Origin of the sequence: Floricoccus penangensis (assembly GCF_001832885.1) — a bacterium.
Taxonomy (GTDB): Bacteria; Bacillota; Bacilli; order Lactobacillales; family Streptococcaceae; genus Floricoccus; species Floricoccus penangensis.
The window spans coordinates 20,992-40,757 of record NZ_MKIQ01000003.1 but is presented as its reverse complement, the minus strand read 5'-3'; the positions used below and the strand labels follow the sequence as shown (position 1 = coordinate 40,757).

The window sequence follows — 19,766 nt, the reverse complement described above, 5'->3', positions numbered from 1 at the left end:
GTATGAAATTAAAGAAGAACAGTGAGTTTAATCACTGTTCTTCTTTTTGATGTAATTTGAAATAGGTTTTTGATATTTTTCGGTATCCCAGTTACCATTATTAAAATAATCAGCAATTAGATATCCCATATAAGGACCAGTAGTAAGACCTGATGAACCCAAGCCGCTAGCAGCAACAATCTTTTCATTGTCTTCCAGTGGAGCGAAAAATGGAGCAAAGTCACTTGTATATGCGCGTGTTCCCACTCTGAAATCAAAGGGGCTTGAAAGTAGTTCGACTGATTTACTTTCATCTAAAAATCCTTTTGCATATTCAGTAAGGAAATTATAGGCATCTTCCGTTGGTGTTAAATCCCACCCACCATCATTTTCATGAGTAGCACCGATTAGAATGTTACCTTCTGAGAAAGGTATCAAATCAGCTTCACCATCTAACACGACAACTGGCCAATCATTTGATTCTTTAAGATTTGTTTCAAAGGTTAAAAGTTGTCCTTTTTGAGGTCTGATATCTGTTTCATATCCTAAATTTGAAAGAATATCCTTTAAGTGAGGACCAACGGTCAGTATTAAATAATCAAATTCTTCTCTTTTGTCTTTAGTAAGAATATACAGCTTACCATCAATCTCTTCAATACTAACTTTTTCATTAACAATTTGTATTCCTTTAGAACTAGCTAACTGACTCATCTTTTCGAGATACTTAAGACCATCAAGTCTACCACCACCAGATAATTTAAGAGAAGGCATCCCTTTTAATAAAGGAAGTTGTTCTTTTGTTTGATTTGGATTTAGTAGATCAATTTCCCCCATTTCAGGAGCATCAACCAATCTTTCTTTTGCAAGCTCAAATAAGTCATCCAGATTCTTTTGAGGTCTGATAATTAAGGTTCCTGATTTTTTATATATTGTTTCATCTAGCTGAAAATCTTCAATTAGCTTTTGATAGAATTTTGTTCCATCCTTGGCTAGTTGGTACCACTTTTTATTTCGTCTCTTTGATAACCATGGTGAAATTATTCCAGCACTTGCCTTGGTAGCCTGTCCAAGACCATCGTCAAAAATTGTTATATCAAATTTATCAGTATCTAGATAGTTAGTAGCGGTAAGTCCAATAATGCCGCCACCAATAATAGCTATTCTTTTCATCTTAATCTCCTGAATATATTATTTACCTATTTTCCCATAATTAAAGTGGAAAATCTAGTTAGTCAATTTTTCTATTTGTTCCCATTTTACTTTGTTGTTATAGACAAGTATGATATAATATCGAAAAAAGTTAATTAATTCACTAAGTTTGATTGTATATGAGGATAGAAAATATGGAAAAGCATTTTGAAGATATTGACCAAGAGAACTATACTCCAATTATAGAAGAAGATTCGATAGTTAGAGAAATGTGGGGAGAAGCCGATACGGTACTTTTTATATTTGGAGGATGTGCTGCAGAATTTGCTTTAAATAAAGCAGTTGATTGGCTTTATTTTACTGGAAAACTGCCTAATAATCCTATTGGTAGACTATTTTCTACAATCAAATATTCTCATGCAATAATGTCCGCTGATCCAGTTGAGGGAAACCTTGCTTTAGAAAATATTGTCAATATTCATAGAAACTTACAAAAAAATAGAAAAATGAATATTCCTAATTGGGCCTTTAAAGATGTTCTGTATATGCTTATATATTATTCTATTGTTTCTTATGAAGCGTTAGAACGTAAAGTTACTGATCAAGAAAAAGAAGAAGTATTTGAAGTATTTTATAGGATTGGAACTGGCTTATTAATTAAGGATTTACCTAAAAGTTATGGGGAATGGGAAATTGATTATCAAAAACATTTAGATGAGGACTTGAAAAAAAGTGAGCTAACTGACGATTTGTTAAAACAATATAAAAGAAATATAGGAGTTTTTAGATATTTTATATTAGTTGAAATTCAAAAATTATTAGTAAATGAAAAAGTTAGGAGTTTGTTAAATTTAAAAAGATTTTCTTTAGTTTCTGTAATTCTTCCATTTTATAAATTTTCAAGGCTAATAAAACTTGATGGTTTTATTAGAAATTTCTTACTTCCTAAAGAGTTTAAGGAACAAGTGAAAAAACTTGATATTATCTAGTTTACTTTCGAACATAAGTAAAAGATAATAATCTTCTATATGTTATAATTTGTATACAAATAAAATTATTTACATACGAGGTTAATAATGGAAAATAATATATTGATTTTAATAATAATTTTACTCTTAGGAGTACTAGGATACGTATTTTTCAAGAATAGAAATAAACAAGGAGATGTTGAGAACACGGCTAATCCATCAGATGAAAAAGGTGTGGATGATGAAATTTTCGAGATTGAGGATAATAGCCCTGCTATCGTAATTGAAGAGTTATTTGCGACCGATGCTTTTAACCATGCTAATCTAGCAGAAATAACTGATAAGGAAGTTATTTCACAACTCTCAGACCTTGTTTCAGGGGCGGTTGACGTCTTGACCAAACGAACAAGTAATAAAAGCATAAAAGATATGGAATTGTACAAGGTTATTATTCCAGGAACTTCAAATGTTTCCCAAGCAGCTAAAGCAAGTGATGCTGTAAAAGGAATTTATAAGGATGCTTCTGGAATCGAAAAGCAGTTGAGTCTTAATAAAATTGACCCTAAATCAATTGCTAATGCTGGTTCTTCAATATTTAGTCTTGCGGCTGTTATGAACGTAGGCGCTATGGTGGTTGGTCAATACTATATGGAAGAAGTCAGTGAGAAACTTGAAAATGTTTCAAGAAGTATCTCCAAGGTTCGCGACTTTCAAGAAAGAGAATTTAAGAGTAAGATTCTTGCCTTAGTTGCACGTGTTGGAAAAATTACCGAGTTCAGTAAAGAGATTATTTATAACGATGACCTTAGAAAAAGTAAATTGATGACTCTTGAGGCACTTGAAGGTGAAGCAACACAACTCATTCAACAAGTGAATATCTCAATTGAGGAGCTTTCAACTGTCGAAGAAGATGGAAGATTTAAGAATTATAATCAAGAAGTCAATGAAATTTCAATCCTTCTTCAATACCAATCAATTCTTCTGACTATTTTAAATGAAATTAGTCAACTCACATATCTTCTTTCAAAAGGGGAAGTTTCAACTGAAATGAGTTACTCGATTTATAATAAGTATCTTCAACAGTCAAATTTAACACGTGACTTACTTGCTGACTGGCATGAATTTCAAATTGAGCATTTTAACATCGACCTTGAAAATAAAAGAAGAGAAAAAAGAGATTTATTCGGTAGAGCACAGGGTGCTATTCGTGAAGAATGGAAGTACAAAGATGTTTCTGAAGATACCGTTCAAAAAATTAATACCCAACGTGAGGATAAAATCCTTAAACTAGATGAACCAAAAGATTATTTGGATAAGGATGTTGAAATAATCGTAGATGATGGAAAATATTATTATCTTGAAGAAAAATAGAGATTTAAGGAAGCGTTCGTTTGAGCGCTTTTTATAAGGAGAATATATGGATCATATTGAAATTTATGTTTCAGATTTGATGAAGACAAAAGATTTTTATGAATTTTTATTAGTTGGTAATTTATCTTTTGAGATCTATCAAGAGTGGAGTGAAGGTATTAGTTATCGAAAAAACGGCTTTTATATCGTTTTTGTTCAATCTAAAAATCTTAATGTAAAATATAATCGGACAAATGTTGGACTAAACCACTTGGCATTTAAGATTGATAGTCATGTGCAGTTAGAAGTATTGAGAAATAAATGTATAAGCAAAAATATTGTTTTACTTTATGATGAAAAATATCCCCATGCAGGTGGTCAAGACCATTATGCATTATTTCTTGAAGATCCAGATAGGATAAAAATCGAAATCGTGGTAGAATAATATTAATTAAATAAATAACTATATATAACAGGAGTTTTCATATGAATAATTTAAAAATAGAAAAGGGTGGGCGTCAAGAAGCTGAAGTTCTTGATGAAAAACTAGAAGAATATAATTTATCTAAAAGACCACTTATGCAAGATTCTGATTATGTTCCCTTTATAAGAGTTATTCGTGATAACGAAGGGAAAGTAATCGCTGGAGCAGTCGCATATTCATCAATGTATTATATTGGATATTTAGAAACTTTATGGGTATCTGATGAATATCGTAGACAGGGATTAGGACATAAATTACTAAATGCAATTGAAAATGATTTAAGGGAATTTGGATGTGAAAACTGTCATCTAGATACTTTTGATTTTCAAGGACCTGAATTTTATAAAGCACAAGGATATAGTCAATTTGGAAAAATTGAACATAAGAAGGTGGGAATAACTGAGTACTTCTTTGTTAAAAGTCTTTAAAAAATTTTTTTAACTAAAATATGCACTTATGTGTTCTAATTTTCTGAAAAGTTCTTCAATTGCTTCGTATTGATTGTAATTACTTATAAAAAAGTATATTATCTTAATAAGCTATATCTGTTAAGCGCTTACAATATAATGAGGAGGAGTTGTCTATGTCAAATTATCAAGTAAATCAAGAAAAAATTGTTAATAGAATTATGAATGAAATTTCGAGATTCGATGAATCCGATAGTAAATACATTAGCCAACCACTTGATGGACGCTCTCAAAGAATTAGAGAGTGGTATGAAACTAAAAAAGCACTCCATGAAATTAAGAAAATCCTTAAATATTCAGAAATGCTTTCTGACTATGATGAGCACGGAGCTGAAAACGAACTAAAGGAATTGGAATACTATATTAATCGTGTAACAAGATACAATTATTAAAATAAACTATAAAAACTTCAGATTTTCGTCTGAAGTTTTTTAACTTATCTAAGTTGATTATTTAATCATATCGTTTTTATCGTAAATATGATGAGCAATTTCCAAAACCATAGCTGGTAATGAAAATAGTAATTCACGAAGCATTTTTCCATTCGTAGGGTCCAGTAGTGCGGTAATCACCTCAGTAAGTAAAATTTATTTTTTTCTATGTTGTGATTTTTGGTTTTGGCTTTCAAATCCCTATTATAGCAGGCAAATAACCAAAAGATTCTTGTCTTTATGGCATTTAATTACTCTACTTACCCTTTAAAATAACTTTATTCCTTTTTATTTTTTAATTCGAAAAAAATCACCTAGGTTGACTGACAATACTAACACGGAAAATAATATAACAATCCAATAATTTATTATATTAGAAAAGAATTCTATAATAATCGGTTCATCCACAAACATTTCTTTAAATATATTCAAAAAGTTTGGATTGATGATATTATGACGTAAGAATAATACACAGAACAAAATAAGATTTACTACATCTAATATCGTTACCCAAATGTATAGTTTTACATTCATGTATCTGTTCACAATCACACTACACTCACGAATTAAAACTACAACTAGCATTCCAATAATTACAAACCTCAACTGCAGGAATAAATCTTCATTTAGAATACTAATTCGTTTCCCATGACTTACTGCATAAAATATCAATGATGGTTTGATATATGTAATAATACCGATTACAAATGAAATTATTAGAATACAAATCGATTTTATATTTATGTTTTTTCTCGCTTCATCGGATGTCTTTTGAAGAGTACCAATATTATAACTATTGAATTTTACATTGTATCTTTGTAAAAGTACAAATATTGCGGTAATTACACAGAAATAGAAGCAAAATGCATATATAGCTGATTCAGTGCAAGCCTTCAAATTACTCATCCAGTCCTCTTGTGAAAAGGCATTCGTTATATAAGAGTCAGTTACACTAATAATGACAACCAATGGCAACACCAATAGTAATATACGCTTATAATATCTAAAATATATGCCAGATAATAATGTATTTTTTTCATCTCCCATATACTTTTCTGCCACATGATAAGGACTACCTAGCTCTTCAAGGACAGCATATACATCGGTCTCCAGGGCTTCTCTTCCCGACGTTCTTTCCTCTAACTTGTCTAAAATTAAGCTGTTCAATTCTTTTTTGACTTTCTCTCGCTTAGGATAATCCAAATGTTTCACTACGTCATATAAATAATTATCAATAATACTACGCATATTTACTCCTCTTATCTGATTATTTCCACATTTTAAAACACCATAATTTCATTTAAGCGCTTATATTATTGGTGCAGATTACATATTCAATTCCATTAATTTTTTCAAAGCTTCCAACATTGGGTAAAAGAATACCAGTTATCATCTTCATCAGTGTAGACTTTTCACTACCATTTTTCCCCTTGATAAATGAAATTACCCAAGTATTGTACTTGAATTGACAACTTGCGGAAGTTTTTAAATATCATTTTTTTCTTTTTTTCAATTGTTGATTTATGGTATCTACATCTTTTCTTTGGAAAAAGTATATCCCAATCCAAATGATTACATAGATGAATATAAATTGTGCTAAATATGTGAAGATGTGATTTAAAAGAAATGTTCCACTTCCTAATATGAAATTGGAAATAGTTATAATAGTTAGAGTAACGAAAAAGTGGATAATTATTGCAGTTACATAGCTTAAACTAGTAATATCAAAAATTGTTGTTACCATTCCAACAATAAATCCCATGATAAAGACAGTAATTACCGTTTTTTTATCCAAAGAAGAATCAAGATAGAATAATGAACCTACTAAAAAGCCAAAGCTTGACATCAGCATTCCCATTATTCCGTATTTTAAAATTTTTTTCATATTATTACCTACAATCCAATTAATTTTTTTAGGTCAGGAAGATACTTGCGACTAACATTTGTCTTAACTTTATTTGTCAAGAAAGCAGTCATATTACCAGAAAATGCTGCTTCTAAATAATCTAGGTGGTCGATATTAATTATTGTATTTTTAGAAATTTGAATAAATGTTGATTTAGGTAGTTGATTATATATAGTTTTGAGTTGACCCTTTGTTTCATATATTTTGTCAACTGACTGTATGATAATTTGATTTGTAAATACTTCAATTAATATTATTTGGTTATAAGAAAGCATTTCAAGCCTATCTTCCGTATTAATAGCTAGAATGCTTCTCTTACTTCCTAAATTTTCAATATCAGACATAAGTTTCATAACATCCTTGTCTAATTCACTTGCTTCAATAATTACCTTTATTTCATTTTCTGCCAGTTTAGGATTTTCCCGGTACTTTATATCCATAATTATCCTTTTCTTTTACTTTCTTATTTTATCTATTATCATACCACCGATTAGACAAATTAGGCAAAAGAATATTAAAATCAAAGCATTTTGATAGCCACTCGTTAGTTTTCCATAAAACTCAATTCCAATACCTAATAATTTCCTAAAATCAAATTCCTCGCTAGTTGGCATTTTTATTTTTTCTAAAGGTCTTTTTAAAAGAATTTCTCTAAAAAGAGAAGACGAATAAGGAGCAGGAGTTAGTTTTATTATTGAGTAAGCTGATTTGGAAAATACACCTAGTGGTATATAGGCACCTGCGAAAAATCCGATTGCAGTTGATAGAAGTGCTTCAATTCGGCCTAAACTTTTTATATTCTTAATATTTTTTATGACAAGTAGGTTAAACCCTGACCAAACCAGACTATTAAGGATAAAAATTGGAAGTAGTGTTAGACTTGTTTCAACGTCTATTTTAAGGTCATCAAGGATGAAGAATAAAGCATAGGTCAATAGATAGACCATAGCTTGCATGACAAAGGAAATTATCACAGATGAACATAGATAAGATAAGGATACTTCACTTGATTTTAGAGATGTTAGCGATAAATCCTTTAATACTCCCTTTTCTCTATCATAGACGCTTTGACTAATACCGGTAAAGCTCGTGGTCATAGCGGTAATTGTAAGAATACCACCTATCAACCAAAGGTCGAGTATTTTATCTGTATTGCTAATCCCTGACATACTATCAAGCAAATTATTTTTAAGAAAAACTAGATAGAGTGTCAATGAAATCATTGATGAAAAAAGTGAAAGTATAACGTTTTTAGGTTGTGAGAAGAAAAGTCTCAAATTTCTATTTATGAATGATTTCATGCCCTAAGCTCCTTTCCAGTAAGTGTTAAGAAAATATCATCAATTGTCCCTTTTTGAAATTCAAAATCAATCCAGTCAGCATCCTCGAGTATTTTATATGCTTGTCTGGCACCATCTAATTTGATTACTAAAGTATCTTCGTCTTTTTTTTGCGAAAAAGCTTTGTATTTTTCGTATATTCTATTAAGAGATTCATGATTTTTAGTTTTAAGAGTTAAAATTGATTTAACATATTCATTTTTAAGATTTCCAACACTGTCACTTGCAATAATATTTCCCTTATCAATTATATAAATAAAATCTGCCGCTTCGCTTTCTTCAAGATAATGAGTGGTTAATACGATTGAAAATTTATATTTTAATTTTAGTTTTATAAGGATATCCCAAATAAGCTTACGATTTTGTATATCAAGACCTGTTGAAGGTTCATCAAGAAATAGAATTTCTGGCTTGTTTAATAAAGATCTAGCTATATCAACTCGTCTCTTTTGACCACCAGATAGATTTCCATAATTTTCGTTTAGAAGTTCTCTTAACATAAATTCATCTAATAAATCTTCAAACCAAGAATCATCTATATTTTTATACATTTGTAGGCGATAAAGAAGATTCTTTTTTACTGAGAGTTTTTCATCTAAAATACTATCTTGAAAAACAACTCCAATTTTTTGTTTATACTCTGAAGAATTTACCTTTAAATTTCCATAAGTAATTTGACCACTAGATGGTTCAAGAAGACCAATCATCATATTTATCAAAGTAGATTTTCCTGCACCATTCGGACCCAGAATGGCAATGAATTTATCTGAGTCGATCTTCAAATTAACATTATTTACAACAATATTTTTCCCGTAACGCTTGGAAAGACTTTTTGCTTCTAACATATGTTTCCTCCTTTAAGTTTATAGACCAAGTATAAATTAGTACATTTGAAAAATATCGTGAGATTAGATAAGAGGTGAAATTTCAATTATGAGTGGTGGAAAAATCATGCTATAATTACAGGAAAAATGATGGGAGTGTTATATGTGTATCTTCTGTAGTCAAATTGATAAGAAGCAAATTTTACGTGAATCTAAAGACTTCTTTTTGGTTTTAGATATTAACCCTAATCAAATTGGGCATTTACTGCTTATTTCTAAGAAGCACTATGAAAGCTTAGAAGATATTCCTGATTCAGTCTTACTTGATGAGATTAAATTTGAAAAAGAAATTGTAGGTATACTAAAAGAAAATTTTGATATCCTTGATGTGACAATATTTCAAAATAACGGATTTACAATGGATGAAGGAGTGCATTTTCATAAGCATATTATTCCTAGGTACAAAGAAGATGGTTTTTGGGATAATTTTCATGTTAAAGAAGTCCACATGGATTTAGAAAAATTATCTGAGCTACTTAAGAAATAGTATAGGAATAATTATGGAATTTATTAAATTAAGAGAAAAAAGTGATATTATTCAAGATGCAGCAGTTTGGTTTAGTCAAAAGTGGGATATTTCAAAGGAAGCATATATTGAAAGCATGCATCAAATGATGGAAGGTATAGGAGTTATTCCTCAGTGATACTTAGTCGTAATTGATAATAAAATCATAGCTGGTGTTGGAGTTATTGAAAATGATTTTCATGAACGAAAAGATTTGAAACCTAATCATTGTGCCTTATATGTTGAAGAGGAATATATAGTCACTTAAAAATAGATTAATACATCGTTGACTCATCTCGATGAACGCTAGTTCTATCATCAATTCGTCGCCTTGTCTTATTTCTATTTTAATCAACTATAGGTCACAAGGTATTGCTCGTGACCTTCTAAATTTTGTTTATCAAGATATGCTCTCTTTAGATATTGATATACTATATTTGATTACCGACCATGTAAATTTATATGAAAAATTGAATTGGAATTTTTTAGCTATGGTAAGAGATGATGACAATATGTTGACTAGAATGTATGAATATAAAATAAATACGAACGATTAATTATTTTTATATAAAATCATTCGTAAAAACTTTGACAATAACTTTAAGCCTTGTTAAAATTAAATTATCAATAATAGAAGGCGAGTTTATTTATAATGAGTGCTGAAGTTGCAGTAATAATGGGAAGTACTTCCGATTGGGAGACTATGAAGTTGGCTTGTGATATCTTGGAAGAGCTTGAAGTTTCCTACGAAAAAAAGGTTGTATCTGCTCATAGAACACCTGACTTGATGTTTGAATTTGCGGAAAGTGCACGTGCGCGTGGACTAAAAGTAATTATTGCAGGTGCAGGTGGAGCAGCCCACTTACCAGGAATGGTTGCGGCTAAAACTACTTTACCTGTTATCGGAGTCCCTGTTAAAAGCCGAACATTAAATGGTTTGGATTCACTTTTATCAATTGTTCAAATGCCTGGAGGAGTTCCAGTTGCGACTACAGCTATTGGAGCTGCAGGAGCTACAAACGCAGGCTTATTAGCTGCAGAAATTCTGTCAATTACTAACATTGAACTTGCAGAAAAACTGAATAAACGTCGTAAAAAGCTTGAAGAACAAGTATTAGAAAGTAGTGATCAACTTGATTAAGGATTTAATATTACCAGGGTCAACCATTGGAATTGTTGGTGGTGGTCAACTTGGTCAAATGATGATAACTTCAGCAAAAGAAATGGGATATAAGGTTATAGTACTTGACCCAACGGATGATTGTCCCGCAGGACAAATGGCTGATAGTCAAATTGTAGCTTCATATGATGATTTTCAAGCCTTAAAAGAACTTGCTGAAAAATCTGATGTTGTAACTTATGAATTTGAGAATGTTTCAGTTGAAACACTAGAAAAACTGTCAGACATAATAAATCTTCCTCAGAGTACAAATCTTCTTGCCAAGACTCAAGATAGACTTACAGAAAAAGAATTTTTAGAATCATGTGGAGTTGATATTGCGCCACATAAGCAAGTTGAAACAAGTGAGCAACTAGGAAACGCTCTTGAGGAAATTGGTTATCCATCTGTTCTTAAGACAATACGTGGTGGCTACGATGGAAAAGGTCAATATGTACTCAAATCAGTTGAAGATATTTCTGATGCTGAAAAATTGTTAAGTACAGGTGCAGTTTGTGAGCTTGAAGCGTGGGTTCCTTTTGATAAGGAAATTTCAGTTATAGTTGCTGGTAATGGATATGAGTTTAAGGTATTTCCTGTTGTAGAAAATATTCATGTAAATAATATCCTTCATGAAACAATTGCTCCTGCTCGTGTTAGCGATGACATATCTGAGAAAGCAAAAAAAATTGGATTGATAATTGCTGAAAAGCTTGATTTAAGAGGTGTACTAGCCATTGAAATGTTCCTAACTAAAGATGGAAAAATTTATGTTAATGAGCTTGCTCCCAGACCTCATAATTCAGGTCACTATTCAATTGAAGCTTGTAATTTCAGTCAATTTGATGCACATATTAGAGGTGTACTTGGCTGGCCCCTTGCTGATGTTGAACTTTTATCACCAGCACTTATGGTCAATATTCTTGGACAACACCTTGAAGGAACATATGATTTGATTTCTCAAAAAAATGACTGGCATTTTCATTATTACGGAAAAGATGAATCAAAAGTTAATCGTAAAATGGGTCATATTACAATTTTAACTGATTGTATTGAAAATACTTTAAGTGAAGTAGACGAAAATAAAAATTGGTAATAATCTTAAAAAGATGAACTATTATGTTCTCTTTTTTTATTGACAATGTATATAATTTATAATAATATTTGTATAAGTACAGAGTTATATAATTATATTACATATTTTGTTTATAATGAAGGAGAAGTCATGAATAAAAAAAATTTATTTTCAACGTGTATAATTTTTTTTGCTATTCTAGGAACATATATTTTTTACGCAAATAGTAAAGAAAAAGAAGTTTCTAATGGCCTTGAAATAACTACTTCTAACACTAAGGTGGGTAGTGATGAAATCGCTACTACTTACGAAAGTGACAACGAATATAAAGTGAGTAATTCAGCTACCAATTTAGAAAATGAATTACCAGTCAATGATTCTTCAAAAAGAGTTATTGACAATAGTAAAGAGAATTTAACCAAAGAAAGTCAAAATAATATGCAATTGTCAACAAAGTATAGAATAGATGTTGTTCAGCAAATTCAAAAGACACCTACAAATTGTGCTCCAACTACTGTTAGTATGATGCTTTCTACAAGAGGCATTACTGTACCACAGGAACAACTTGCTATAGAGATGGGAACGACTAACACTTGGGGAACACATAATAAAGATGCAATCAGAATTTTAAATAAACATCTAATTGGTAGGGAATCTCCAGCTGCAGATCAGACTGGTTATAGAATCGCAAGGGTAACTGATCCTTCAATAAATTCTGAAGATATGATTTTATTTAAAATGAGGCTCGTCGAAAATTTTAAAAGCGGTTATCCAATGTATTATACATTAGAGTTATCTTCTTTATATCCTGAGAAAAAAGGTGAGCATAATGTTATAGGGACAGGTTATAAGACAAGTGATGATGGTTCAGAAATTATTGGTATATATTATGTTGATCCATTAGCATCAATGCAAGATCCAGTATATGCTGGCTTGAAGGTAATCACTCCAGAAGAACTTCTTTCTGCTATGTCAGTTTGTGTAGAACCTAACTATGCTTGGTAAATAACTAAGGAAAAGTCAACAAAATTTGTTGGCTGTTTTTTTGTGTCTTTTGTTGTTGAACAAATGTATAAATTTTTTACAACAGATTATGATTGTGATATTGTTTAGTTAGAAAAAAATAAATAAATAAATAAACGAAAAAGGAGAAAATTTATGTTAGAAACTACTCAAAAAACAGCGCTAAGTGAATCAATTGATTCACTCGTTATTAAGGCAAATGAGGCCTTAAATGAAATGAACAATTTTGATCAAAGCCAAGTTGATAAAATCATTGGTCGAATGTCTGAAGTTGCTATGCAAAATGTTGAAAAATTAGCAAAAATGGCTCATGAAGAAACAGGGAGAGGTGTTTACGAACATAAGGTAATAAAAAATACTTTTGCTGCTGAAAATGTCTATAACGATATTAAAAACGAAGCTACAGTTGGAATAATTAAAGAAGACACTGAAAAAGGTTTGATGTATGTTGCGGAACCAGTTGGAGTAATCTGTGGAGTTGTACCAACTACAAACCCAACATCTACAACAATCTTCAAATCACTAATTGCGTTAAAAACTCGTAATCCAATAATTTTTGCATTTCATCCGGCTGCTCAAAAGTCATCTTCTGAAACAGCTAGATTAATGCGTGATGCAGCAATTGAAGCGGGTGCTCCAGAGAATTGTATCCAATGGGTTACTGAACCTTCTATTGAAGCTACTGGCTTATTAATGAATAATCCGGGAGTAGCTATTGTACTTGCAACAGGTGGTGCAGCCATGGTGAGAGCAGCGTATTCTACAGGAAAACCCGCACTTGGGGTTGGACCTGGGAATGTCCCAGCTTACGTAGAAAAATCTGCAAATATCAAACGTTCAGTTGAAGACATTTTTAACTCGAAAATATTTGATAATGGTATGATTTGTGCAGCTGAACAAGTACTTATTGTTGATGAAGATATCTATGATGAAGTGAAGAGTGAGCTTGAAACAAAGGATACATACTTTGTAAGAGATGAAGATATTCCACGCCTTGAAGACGTAGTTTTAAATGAAGAAAAAACAATGGTTAATGGGGCAATTGTTGGTCTTCCAGCAACAGTAATTGCAAAAATGGCAGGAATTACAGATGTTCCTGAAAATACAAAAATGTTAATCGCAGAAATTGATGATGTAGGTGTTGATTATCCACTATCGAGAGAAAAATTATCTCCAGTTCTTGCAATGGTTAAATCAAGTGATAGTAAAGATGGAATTAATAAGGTTGAAAGAATGCTCAATGTTGCAGGTCTTGGACATACAGCATGTATCCATACTGAAGATAAAGAATTGCAGAAAGAATTTGGTCGTAGAATAAAAGCTTGTCGAATTTTAGTTAATTCACCATCTTCACAAGGAGCGATTGGAGATTTATTTAATAACTTGACACCTTCGCTTACATTAGGATGTGGTTCTTATGGACGCAATTCATTATCACATAATACTACTGCTATGGATTTACTAAATATTAAGAGAATAGCTCTAAGAAAAGAAGATCTGTAAAAAAATACTTTTAAATAAATAAAAAGTACATTTTAATAAAAATGTGCTTTTTTTATCTTTAAAAACGAACATTAATAATAAAATTTGTTAAAATGATAAGAATTAAATTGACTATACCATTTTACAGGTGTTATACTTTATTTACAGAAAAGACGAATATTATCTGCAAATTACTAATTAAAATTAAGAATATGGAGAAAAAATGGAAAAAGGTAATTCAATTTATCAAGGTAAAGCAAAAGAACTTTATTTGACAAATCAACCAGAAGTACTTTGGGTTGAATATTTAGATCAAGCTACTGCCCTTAATGGTGTTAAAAAGGACAAGGTTGTCGGTAAAGGTCAAATGAATAATCAAATTACTTCAAAAATTTTTGAAATTTTAGCTGACCAAGGAATTGAAAGTCACTTCATTGAAAAAATATCAAATACCGAACAATTGATTAAAGCCGTTGATATTATTCCTTTGGAAGTTGTTGTTCGAAATTTTGCTGCCGGCTCATTTTCAAAACGTTTAAACGTTGAAGAAGGAGTTGAATTACCATTTCCTATTGTTGAATTTTACTATAAAGATGATGCACTAGATGATCCATTTATTAATGATATGCATGTTAGGGTATTAGATATTGCAAGTGATGAAGAAGTAAAGGAAATTAAAGAGTTAGCACTTAAAGTTAACGAAGAGTTGAAAAAACTTTTTGCTTCAGTGAATATTAAATTAATTGATTTCAAAATTGAAGTTGGTCGTGATTCTCAAGGAAATATTCTTTTAGCAGATGAAATCTCACCAGATACATGTCGTTTGTGGGATATGGATACAAATGACCATTTAGATAAGGACATATATCGTCGTGATTTGGGAGATTTGATTCCAGTTTATGAGGAAGTTTTAAATCGTATTAACACATTATAAGAATCAACTTTTTACAAGAATAAAATAAAGAAAATCAGGAGAAAATTATGTATTTCGTTAAAGTTTATGTTACCTACAAAGAATCAGTTTTAGACCCTCAAGGTGAAGCAGTTAAAGGTGCCATCCATAATCTTGGATATGATGAAATCAAGGATGTTCGTATTGGTAAATATTTTGAGTTCAAGGTAGAAAAATCTGATCGTGATGTTGAAGCTGTGATTGAAGAAATCTGTGACAAGTTACTTGCTAACGTAAACATGGAGACATACTCTTACGAAATCACGGAGGAAGCATAAATGAAATTCGCAGTTATCGTTTACCCTGGTTCCAACTGTAACATGGACCTATACTGGGCAATCAAGGATATTATAGGCGCAGATGCTGAATATGTTCGCCATGATGCTACAAGTCTTGAAGGTTTTGACGGAGTTCTTCTACCAGGAGGTTTCTCATATGGTGACTATCTCCGCTGTGGAGCAATCGCCCGTTTTTCTCCAATTATGGACGAGGTTAAACGTTTCGCAGAAGAAGGAAAGCCAGTCTTCGGTACCTGTAATGGATTCCAGGTTCTAACTGAAGCTGGTCTTCTACCAGGAGTTTTGCTTAGAAATCGTGACCTTAAATTCATCTGTAAAACAGTTCCTTTGAAAGTAGAAAATAATAACTCTAATTTCACAAGTGAATATGAAGCAGGTGAGATTATCAATATTCCTGTTGCACATGGTGAAGGAAATTACTACTGTGATGATGAAACTCTTGAAGAGCTAAAGGCTAATAATCAAATTATCTTTACATACGACGGAGAAAATATTAATGGAAGCCGTGAAAGCATTGCGGGAATTACAAATAAAGCTGGTAATGTCTTGGGAATGATGCCACATCCAGAACGTGCAATGGAAGCTATTCTTGGATCAGAAGATGGCAAGAAATTCTTTAAATCACTACTTAAAAACTTTTCAGAGGGAGCAGCAGTAAATGTCTAAAATAGTTGAGCCAACAGCACAAGAAATTAAAGACCAAAAAATTTATAGTGAGTGGGGACTTACTGATGAAGAGTATCGTATGATTTCAGAAGATATTCTTGGACGTTTACCAAACTACACTGAAACTGGACTATTTTCAGTAATGTGGAGTGAACATTGTTCATATAAAAACTCAAAGCCAGTTCTAAGAAAATTTCCAACAAGTGGACCTCAAGTTCTTCAAGGACCAGGTGAGGGAGCAGGTATTGTTGATATCGGTGATAATCAAGCAGTTGTATTTAAGGCTGAGAGTCACAATCACCCATCAGCAGTTGAACCTTATGAAGGTGCAGCAACTGGTGTAGGTGGAATTATTCGTGATATCTTTTCAATGGGAGCTCGTCCTATTGCGATTCTTGACTCACTTCGTTTTGGTGAAATTGATAACCCTCGTACAAAATATTTAATTGAACAAGTTGTTGCTGGTATTTCAGGATATGGTAACTGTATTGGAATTCCAACTGTTGGTGGAGAAGTTTCATTTGATCCATGTTATGCAGGAAACCCATTAGTAAATGCAATGTGTGTTGGATTAATTGACCACAAAGATATCCAAAAAGGTCAAGCTAAGGGTGTTGGAAACTCAATTATGTATGTCGGAGCAAAAACTGGACGTGATGGAATTCACGGAGCAACTTTTGCCTCTGAAGAATTTAATGAAGGTGAAGAACAACAACGTTCAGCTGTCCAAGTTGGTGATCCATTTATGGAAAAACTTTTATTGGAAGCCTGTCTTGAATTAATTCTTGATCATTCTGATATTCTTGTAGGAATCCAAGATATGGGTGCTGCCGGACTAGTTTCATCAAGTGCTGAAATGGCCTCAAAAGCAGGATCAGGCCTTAAACTTTATCTTGATGATGTTCCACAACGTGAAACAGACATGACTCCTTACGAAATGATGCTTTCAGAATCGCAAGAGCGTATGCTTATCTGTGTTGAAAAAGGTCATGAAGATGAAGTGGTTGATTTATTTAAACTATATGATTTAGATGCAGTAACTATTGGTCATGTTACAGATGATGGACAATATCGCTTGTACCATGAAGGAGTTGAAGTAGCTAATTTACCAGTTGATGCCCTTGCAGAAGACGCTCCAGAATATCTTAAAGAAAAAACTGAGCCAGTACGTATTGCTGAGTTTGCTCAAATGGAAGACTTTGTTCCAGTTGTTGAGGATGCAGGACAGACTCTTTTGGATCTTCTGGCACAACCAACAATTGCTTCTAAGAAATCGATCTACGAAACATATGACTCTCAAGTTTTAACAAATACAGTTGTTCGTCCTGGTTCTGATGCTGCCGTCCTTCGTGTTCGTGGAACTAATAAAGCATTAGCCATGACTACTGACTGTAATGGTCGTTACTTATATCTAAATCCAGAAATCGGTGGGCAAATTGCGGTTGCAGAAGCAGCACGTAACATCGTAGCCTCTGGTGGTAAACCACTTGCAATAACTGACTGTCTAAACTATGGTTCACCTGACAAGCCAGAAGGATTCTGGGAACTTTGGACATCAGCAGATGGTATTTCTAAAGCATGTCGAGTTCTTGATACACCAGTAATTTCAGGAAATGTATCAATGTACAACGAAACTGACGGAAAATCAATTTATCCAACTCCAATGATTGGTATGGTTGGTCTAATCCAAAATCTCGAAGATGTGACTACTCAAGAGTTTAAAAATGTTGGCGATTTAATCTATCTAGTTGGAAAAACTGAAGATGATTATAACGGTAGTGAGATTCAAAAAATGCAAGAAGGTCGTATTGAAGGTAAGTTGATGAACTTTGATATTGACTATGAAAAAGAAATACAAGATTTAGTTCTTTCTTCAATCCAAAAGGGACTCGTTGTTTCGGCTCACGATTTGGCAGAAGGTGGATTTGCAGTTGCATTAGCTGAAGCAGCTTTCAAAAATGAACTTGGTCTTGACGTAACAGTTGACTTTGAAAAAGAAAAGCTTTTCTCAGAAAGTCAATCACGCTTTATTCTATCTGTAAAACCGGAAAATAAAGCACAGATTGAAGAAGTTTTTGGAAGTTATGCAGTTGAAATCGGAAATGTAACTGATTCTGGAAAACTAGAAATTAAAACAGTTGATGCTGAATTATCTGTTTCAACGAAAGAGGCTAAAAAAGTTTGGGAGGAAGCCATTCCATGTCTTATGAAGTAAAAAGTCTTAATGAAGAATGTGGGGTTTTTGGAGTATGGGGACACACTGATGCTTCTCGTGTAACCTACTTCGGACTTCACAGCCTACAACATCGTGGTCAAGAAGGAGCTGGGATTGTTTCTAACGATGAGGGTAGACTTTTGGGATATAGAAATCTAGGTCTTTTATCGGAAGTTTTTTCTGATGATAGAACTATTGGTAAGTTAAGTGGCGATGGTGCGATTGGACATGTTCGCTATGCTACTGCTGGAAATGGAAGCGTTGATAATATTCAACCTTTCCTTTTCGATTTTTATGATGGGCAAGTAGCTCTCGCTCATAATGGAAATTTAACAAATGCTAAATCCCTTCGTGAAGAATTAGAACGAAATGGAGCAATATTCCATTCAAATTCAGATACAGAGATTCTCATGCATTTAATCAGAAGAAGTCACAAGGATACTTTCCGTGAACAACTTAAGGAAGCTTTGAATGAAGTTAAAGGTGGTTTTGCTTATCTTTTGATGACTAAAGACTCAATGATTGCAGCTCTTGACCCAAATGGTTTTAGACCCCTTTCAATTGGTCAAATGAAGAACGGAGCTTATGTTGTCGCTTCTGAAACGTGTGCCCTTGATTCGGTTGGAGCTGACTTTGTTCAGTTTGTAAAACCTGGTGAACTTGTTTATATCAATGACGAAGGTATTACGATTGAAAACTATACTGATGATGTAATGCCTGCTATTTGTTCAATGGAATATATTTACTTTGCTCGTCCTGATTCAAATATTGCTGGAGTAAATGTACATACTGCTCGAAAGAATATGGGACGTGCCTTGGCTCGTGAAGCATACATAGATGCTGATATGGTAATTGGTGTTCCTAATTCATCTCTTTCTGCAGCTAGTGGATATGCTGAGGAATCAGGTATTCCTTATGAGCTTGGTCTTGTGAAAAATCAATATGTAGCAAGAACTTTTATCCAACCAACCAAAGAACTTCGTGAACAAGGAGTTCGTATGAAACTCTCTGCAGTACGAGGAGTTGTTGAAGGCAAGAAAATTATTATGGTTGATGATTCAATTGTTCGTGGTACTACATCTGGAAGAATCGTTAGATTACTTAAAGAAGCGGGAGCTAAGGAAGTACATGTAAGAATTGCATCTCCACCACTAAAATATCCATGCTTCTATGGGATTGATATTCAATCTCGTCATGAGTTGATTGCAGCTAATCACTCGATTGAAGAAATTCGTCAATATATTGGAGCAGATTCTCTAAGCTTCCTTTCTGTTGACGGCGTAGTTGATTCAGTTGGATTAGATTATGATGCACCATACGGTGGTTTATGTATGGCATATTTCACTGGTAATTTTCCAACACCACTTTATGATTACGAAGAAGAATACCAAAAATCACTTGAAGAAACGACTAAATTTTTCTAGGAGGAAAA

Annotated in this window: 22 protein-coding genes and 1 pseudogene; 17 read left to right on the top strand and 6 right to left on the bottom strand. The window is 32.5% G+C overall.

The window, feature by feature from the left end:
• Positions 1-27 precede the first annotated feature (27 nt).
• The gene (locus BG262_RS01250) at positions 28-1,149 is read right to left on the bottom strand and encodes an NAD(P)/FAD-dependent oxidoreductase (protein ID WP_070787081.1); all 1,122 of its coding nucleotides are present in this window, start codon (positions 1,147-1,149) and stop codon (positions 28-30) included.
• 173 nt (positions 1,150-1,322) lie between these two features.
• Between BG262_RS01250 and BG262_RS01245 the strand changes: the two genes are divergently transcribed.
• From BG262_RS01245 to BG262_RS01225, 5 genes are all read left to right on the top strand, one after another.
• Complete coding sequence (locus BG262_RS01245; RefSeq protein ID WP_070787080.1) at positions 1,323-2,117, top strand: oxygenase MpaB family protein; 795 nt, start codon at positions 1,323-1,325, stop codon at positions 2,115-2,117.
• Between the two features lie 87 nt (positions 2,118-2,204).
• On the top strand, positions 2,205-3,467 hold the full coding sequence (locus tag BG262_RS01240) for a hypothetical protein (protein WP_070787079.1): 1,263 nt from the start codon (positions 2,205-2,207) through the stop codon (positions 3,465-3,467).
• Between the two features lie 46 nt (positions 3,468-3,513).
• Positions 3,514-3,891, top strand: coding sequence for a VOC family protein (locus BG262_RS01235; RefSeq protein WP_070787078.1), 378 nt, complete (start codon positions 3,514-3,516; stop codon positions 3,889-3,891).
• 41 nt (positions 3,892-3,932) lie between these two features.
• Positions 3,933-4,358, top strand: a complete 426-nt coding sequence (locus BG262_RS01230; protein WP_070787077.1) for a GNAT family N-acetyltransferase — start codon at positions 3,933-3,935, stop codon at positions 4,356-4,358.
• A 155-nt stretch (positions 4,359-4,513) separates the two neighbouring features.
• Entirely contained in the window at positions 4,514-4,789 is a 276-nt protein-coding gene (locus BG262_RS01225) for a hypothetical protein (protein WP_070787076.1), read from the top strand.
• 327 nt (positions 4,790-5,116) lie between these two features.
• On the opposite strand, the gene BG262_RS01220 is transcribed toward BG262_RS01225, so the two are convergent.
• The 5 genes from BG262_RS01220 to BG262_RS01200 form a co-directional block, all read right to left on the bottom strand.
• Positions 5,117-6,076, bottom strand: a complete 960-nt coding sequence (locus BG262_RS01220; protein ID WP_070787075.1) for an LTA synthase family protein — start codon at positions 6,074-6,076, stop codon at positions 5,117-5,119.
• 244 nt (positions 6,077-6,320) lie between these two features.
• Entirely contained in the window at positions 6,321-6,713 is a 393-nt protein-coding gene (locus BG262_RS01215; protein ID WP_070787074.1) for a DUF3021 domain-containing protein, read from the bottom strand.
• Positions 6,714-6,721: 8 nt separating this feature from the next.
• A complete protein-coding gene (locus BG262_RS01210; protein WP_070787073.1) occupies positions 6,722-7,174 on the bottom strand; it encodes a LytTR family DNA-binding domain-containing protein in 453 nt (150 codons plus the stop codon).
• 15 nt (positions 7,175-7,189) lie between these two features.
• Positions 7,190-8,035 carry an ABC transporter permease gene (locus BG262_RS01205; protein ID WP_070787072.1) on the bottom strand — a complete coding sequence of 282 codons (846 nt, stop codon included), beginning with the start codon at positions 8,033-8,035 and terminating at the stop codon, positions 7,190-7,192.
• Positions 8,032-8,919 (bottom strand): ABC transporter ATP-binding protein, encoded by an 888-nt coding sequence (locus BG262_RS01200; protein WP_070787071.1) that lies wholly within the window; start codon positions 8,917-8,919, stop codon positions 8,032-8,034. Before BG262_RS01200 ends, BG262_RS01205 begins: the two co-directional genes overlap by 4 nt.
• 142 nt (positions 8,920-9,061) lie before the next feature.
• Here BG262_RS01200 and BG262_RS01195 point away from each other — a divergent pair, with 142 nt between their 5' ends.
• The 12 genes and pseudogenes from BG262_RS01195 (at position 9,062) to purF (ending at position 19,758) form a co-directional block, all read left to right on the top strand.
• On the top strand, positions 9,062-9,445 hold the full coding sequence (locus BG262_RS01195) for an HIT family protein (RefSeq protein ID WP_070787070.1): 384 nt from the start codon (positions 9,062-9,064) through the stop codon (positions 9,443-9,445).
• 13 nt (positions 9,446-9,458) lie between these two features.
• Positions 9,459-9,602 (top strand): hypothetical protein, encoded by a 144-nt coding sequence (locus tag BG262_RS10680; RefSeq protein WP_158006628.1) that lies wholly within the window; start codon positions 9,459-9,461, stop codon positions 9,600-9,602.
• A gap of 160 nt (positions 9,603-9,762) precedes the next feature.
• Positions 9,763-10,020: an N-acetyltransferase gene (locus BG262_RS10635; protein ID WP_143602630.1), complete on the top strand. Its 258-nt coding sequence runs from the start codon at positions 9,763-9,765 to the stop codon at positions 10,018-10,020.
• 95 nt (positions 10,021-10,115) lie between these two features.
• Positions 10,116-10,604, top strand: a complete 489-nt coding sequence (purE, locus tag BG262_RS01190; RefSeq protein ID WP_070787069.1) for a 5-(carboxyamino)imidazole ribonucleotide mutase — start codon at positions 10,116-10,118, stop codon at positions 10,602-10,604.
• Positions 10,588-11,718, top strand: coding sequence for a 5-(carboxyamino)imidazole ribonucleotide synthase (gene purK / locus BG262_RS01185; RefSeq protein WP_070787068.1), 1,131 nt, complete (start codon positions 10,588-10,590; stop codon positions 11,716-11,718). Before purE ends, purK begins: the two co-directional genes overlap by 17 nt.
• Before the next feature lie 129 nt (positions 11,719-11,847).
• The gene (locus BG262_RS01180) at positions 11,848-12,702 is read left to right on the top strand and encodes a C39 family peptidase (RefSeq protein WP_070787067.1); all 855 of its coding nucleotides are present in this window, start codon (positions 11,848-11,850) and stop codon (positions 12,700-12,702) included.
• Positions 12,703-12,855: 153 nt separating this feature from the next.
• Positions 12,856-14,220 (top strand): annotated as a pseudogene (locus tag BG262_RS01175) (aldehyde dehydrogenase family protein); the annotation flags it as partial.
• A 205-nt stretch (positions 14,221-14,425) separates the two neighbouring features.
• Entirely contained in the window at positions 14,426-15,136 is a 711-nt protein-coding gene (gene purC, locus BG262_RS01170; protein ID WP_070787065.1) for a phosphoribosylaminoimidazolesuccinocarboxamide synthase, read from the top strand.
• 47 nt (positions 15,137-15,183) lie between these two features.
• A complete protein-coding gene (gene purS, locus BG262_RS01165) occupies positions 15,184-15,432 on the top strand; it encodes a phosphoribosylformylglycinamidine synthase subunit PurS (protein WP_070787064.1) in 249 nt (82 codons plus the stop codon).
• The gene (gene purQ, locus BG262_RS01160; protein WP_070787063.1) at positions 15,433-16,119 is read left to right on the top strand and encodes a phosphoribosylformylglycinamidine synthase subunit PurQ; all 687 of its coding nucleotides are present in this window, start codon (positions 15,433-15,435) and stop codon (positions 16,117-16,119) included.
• Positions 16,112-18,334, top strand: a complete 2,223-nt coding sequence (gene purL / locus BG262_RS01155; protein WP_070787062.1) for a phosphoribosylformylglycinamidine synthase subunit PurL — start codon at positions 16,112-16,114, stop codon at positions 18,332-18,334. The genes purQ and purL overlap by 8 nt, the downstream gene beginning before the upstream one ends.
• The gene (purF, locus tag BG262_RS01150) at positions 18,319-19,758 is read left to right on the top strand and encodes an amidophosphoribosyltransferase (RefSeq protein WP_070787061.1); all 1,440 of its coding nucleotides are present in this window, start codon (positions 18,319-18,321) and stop codon (positions 19,756-19,758) included. The genes purL and purF overlap by 16 nt, the downstream gene beginning before the upstream one ends.
• Positions 19,759-19,766 lie beyond the last annotated feature (8 nt).

What these genes read in the sequence shown, in the direction of transcription:
- BG262_RS01250 (WP_070787081.1), bottom strand. Translation starts at nt 1,149, where the DNA reads ATGAAAAGAATAGCTATTATTGGTGGCGGCATTATTGGACTTACCGCT.
- BG262_RS01245 (WP_070787080.1), top strand. Translation starts at nt 1,323, where the DNA reads ATGGAAAAGCATTTTGAAGATATTGACCAAGAGAACTATACTCCAATT.
- BG262_RS01240 (WP_070787079.1), top strand. Translation starts at nt 2,205, where the DNA reads ATGGAAAATAATATATTGATTTTAATAATAATTTTACTCTTAGGAGTA.
- BG262_RS01235 (WP_070787078.1), top strand. Translation starts at nt 3,514, where the DNA reads ATGGATCATATTGAAATTTATGTTTCAGATTTGATGAAGACAAAAGAT.
- BG262_RS01230 (WP_070787077.1), top strand. Translation starts at nt 3,933, where the DNA reads ATGAATAATTTAAAAATAGAAAAGGGTGGGCGTCAAGAAGCTGAAGTT.
- BG262_RS01225 (WP_070787076.1), top strand. Translation starts at nt 4,514, where the DNA reads ATGTCAAATTATCAAGTAAATCAAGAAAAAATTGTTAATAGAATTATG.
- BG262_RS01220 (WP_070787075.1), bottom strand. Translation starts at nt 6,076, where the DNA reads ATGCGTAGTATTATTGATAATTATTTATATGACGTAGTGAAACATTTG.
- BG262_RS01215 (WP_070787074.1), bottom strand. Translation starts at nt 6,713, where the DNA reads ATGAAAAAAATTTTAAAATACGGAATAATGGGAATGCTGATGTCAAGC.
- BG262_RS01210 (WP_070787073.1), bottom strand. Translation starts at nt 7,174, where the DNA reads ATGGATATAAAGTACCGGGAAAATCCTAAACTGGCAGAAAATGAAATA.
- BG262_RS01205 (WP_070787072.1), bottom strand. Translation starts at nt 8,035, where the DNA reads ATGAAATCATTCATAAATAGAAATTTGAGACTTTTCTTCTCACAACCT.
- BG262_RS01200 (WP_070787071.1), bottom strand. Translation starts at nt 8,919, where the DNA reads ATGTTAGAAGCAAAAAGTCTTTCCAAGCGTTACGGGAAAAATATTGTT.
- BG262_RS01195 (WP_070787070.1), top strand. Translation starts at nt 9,062, where the DNA reads ATGTGTATCTTCTGTAGTCAAATTGATAAGAAGCAAATTTTACGTGAA.
- BG262_RS10680 (WP_158006628.1), top strand. Translation starts at nt 9,459, where the DNA reads ATGGAATTTATTAAATTAAGAGAAAAAAGTGATATTATTCAAGATGCA.
- BG262_RS10635 (WP_143602630.1), top strand. Translation starts at nt 9,763, where the DNA reads ATGAACGCTAGTTCTATCATCAATTCGTCGCCTTGTCTTATTTCTATT.
- purE (WP_070787069.1), top strand. Translation starts at nt 10,116, where the DNA reads ATGAGTGCTGAAGTTGCAGTAATAATGGGAAGTACTTCCGATTGGGAG.
- BG262_RS01180 (WP_070787067.1), top strand. Translation starts at nt 11,848, where the DNA reads ATGAATAAAAAAAATTTATTTTCAACGTGTATAATTTTTTTTGCTATT.
- purC (WP_070787065.1), top strand. Translation starts at nt 14,426, where the DNA reads ATGGAAAAAGGTAATTCAATTTATCAAGGTAAAGCAAAAGAACTTTAT.
- purS (WP_070787064.1), top strand. Translation starts at nt 15,184, where the DNA reads ATGTATTTCGTTAAAGTTTATGTTACCTACAAAGAATCAGTTTTAGAC.
- purQ (WP_070787063.1), top strand. Translation starts at nt 15,433, where the DNA reads ATGAAATTCGCAGTTATCGTTTACCCTGGTTCCAACTGTAACATGGAC.
- purL (WP_070787062.1), top strand. Translation starts at nt 16,112, where the DNA reads ATGTCTAAAATAGTTGAGCCAACAGCACAAGAAATTAAAGACCAAAAA.
- purF (WP_070787061.1), top strand. Translation starts at nt 18,319, where the DNA reads ATGTCTTATGAAGTAAAAAGTCTTAATGAAGAATGTGGGGTTTTTGGA.